Raw genomic sequence first — 2,465 nt, forward strand, 5'->3', positions numbered from 1 at the left:
ACTTCCTTATGTTAACATTTTCATCTTTCAATGTCAACTAAGTTTTTCATTTCGTTTGTCGCTTTCGACGTTAATGTCATCGGCGACTTGTTCTATATTACACCTCTAAAGTATAATCGTCAATACGTTTTTTAAAAAACTTTATATTTTATAGATTTCACTTATGTATTTCTTCTATAGTTATATACAAGCACCCCACAGAACAATCTATGGGGTGCTCTTCTACCATAAAAACTATTGTTCTTTCGACGGCACCGAACAACTTCCATCAGTACAAGAAAGATCGCTTCCACCCTCTGAAGAAAGTTCTTGCAACTTAGGTGCAGGATTCTCTTCTTCCCACACTTGCTGAAGTGCACCAACAAAAGTTTCAAGTGGTTGTGCACCTGAAATAGCATACTTTTGATTAATAATAAAATAAGGCACTCCCGAAATTTGATATTGCTGAGCAATCGCTTCATCAATTCTAACATCATTTGCATACGCATTTTTATCATTAATAACCTTTAAAGATTCTTGCTTATCTAAACCTGAAGCTTCAGCGATGGTAGCAAGTGTATCCACATCGCTTAAATTTTTCGATTCAGTGAAATATGCAAAAAGTAAATTTTCTGTAATCTCTTTTTCTTTCCCTTGATTCTTTGCAAACTTCGCAAGACGATGCGCATCAAACGTGTTCGTCGGCTTCATCTCATCAAAATTAAAACTTAAACCCATACTAGCTGCATGATTTCCTAACTGTACGTTATTACGCTTAGCTTCTTCAATACTAATTCCATACTTTGATGCAAGTACTTCATTAATACTTGTTCCAGAATAGATTGGAGCATTTTGGTCTAATTCAAAACTTTTAAACTCAACTTCAACATCCTTCTTATGTGGAAATTGCTCTAAAGCCATCTCTAATCTACGTTTCCCAATATAGCAAAATGGGCATACAAAATCCGACCATACTTCAATTTTCATAAAAACACCTCATTAACATTTAGTTTTCAATCATTGTAGCACTGAGATTAAGGAATTCAAAAGTTTTTGCTCTATCTCCTTCATATAGTACATACAAAAACACACTTATAGCAGAATACCTAATTAACAAAAAAACGATAATCAAAAGGATTAACTATTATCCCTCCGATTATCGTCTATATATATGCAACAACTTTAATTATGCCGGAATATACTTCCCTACGAACTTCCATACAGTATTCCAATATTTATTCGAATCTACTTTCTCCGCTTCTCCATGTCCAGCACCTGGAACAATTAATTTCTCTTTTTCTACTTTTGCAGCATTATATACTTCATCTAACATTTCAAAAGGAACGAATGTATCAGCATCCCCATGAATGAACAGCATAGGTGTTTTACTTTTCGCTACTTGTTTTACAGCTGAAGCCTCTTCTAAATCGTAACCAGCTCTTAATTTAGTAACCGTATTTGCCGCATTCATAACAGGAAACTTCGGTAAATGGAATAAATCTTTTAGTTGATAAGTAAATTCATCAATAACAGTTGAGTATCCACAATCTTCAATAATAACTTTAACATTAGAAGGTAAATCTTCTCCTGAAGTCATCATTACAGTTGCCCCGCCCATTGAAACACCAAATAGAGCTATTTCAGCATTAGGGTCTTTCTTCAAGATTTGTTGAATCCAAATCAAAACATCTTTACGATCATGCCAGCCCATACCAACATAATCCCCTTCACTATTTCCGTGTCCACGAAGGTCTGGTGCTATGACATTATAGCCTTGTTCATAAAAGTTACGAACATATTTCGTCATTTCTGATGCTCTACCATTGTATCCATGAACTACAATTGCCCATTTATGACTGGATGGTTCATTCATATATTCATAACCTTTTAAATTTAATTTATCGAAAGAACGTATAGTTAATGTGTTAGGTTTATACTTCGATACGAAGTTTGCATTCTTTTCTTCATTTGCAGCCAATACATCTCCCGACGCATTTACCGTTTCTACTAAATGAGGATTATCTTGCAAAAATTCTTTTTCTTGTTTCGCATTTAACGCGTAGTTATAAAAATAATTCCCAACTAACATATACACGATTACTAGCAGGACTAAGACTACTATAGTAATTATACTTATCTTTTTCATATTATCTCCTTTTCTAACTTAAATCTTCTTATATTAAAGTACATCAAAAACAACTGTACTATTTTAACACACTGATGAATCCTATCTTTAAGAAATAAAATAGAAAATCTTAAATTACATATAAAGAATCACGAAAGAAATTGAATAAAACTTATATAGCTACGTACTCAAAAACCTTTTTGAAAAGCGAGAAGCACTTCAAAATATTTAGCTTTGAAAAGAAGTTATAAAACACAAAAAAGACGAGTCATTCTGACTCGTCTTAAAGTTGCTTGGCGACGTCCTACTCTCACAGGGACAAGGTCCCAACTACCATCGGCGCTAGAGAGCTTAACTTCCG

General features: G+C 33.8%; 2 protein-coding genes. Both read right to left on the reverse strand.

Annotated features, from left to right (window positions below; genetic code table 11):
• Positions 1–234: 234 nt before the first annotated feature.
• On the reverse strand, positions 235–966 hold the full coding sequence (locus MR107_RS29650) for a DsbA family oxidoreductase (protein WP_065223797.1): 732 nt from the start codon (positions 964–966) through the stop codon (positions 235–237).
• A gap of 199 nt (positions 967–1,165) precedes the next feature.
• Positions 1,166–2,125 (reverse strand): alpha/beta hydrolase, encoded by a 960-nt coding sequence (locus tag MR107_RS29655; RefSeq protein ID WP_000723974.1) that lies wholly within the window; start codon positions 2,123–2,125, stop codon positions 1,166–1,168.
• Positions 2,126–2,465: the final 340 nt, after the last annotated feature.

The organism is Bacillus cereus group sp. BfR-BA-01441 (assembly GCF_022663075.1).
GTDB classification, from domain to species: domain Bacteria; phylum Bacillota; class Bacilli; order Bacillales; family Bacillaceae_G; genus Bacillus_A; species Bacillus_A cereus.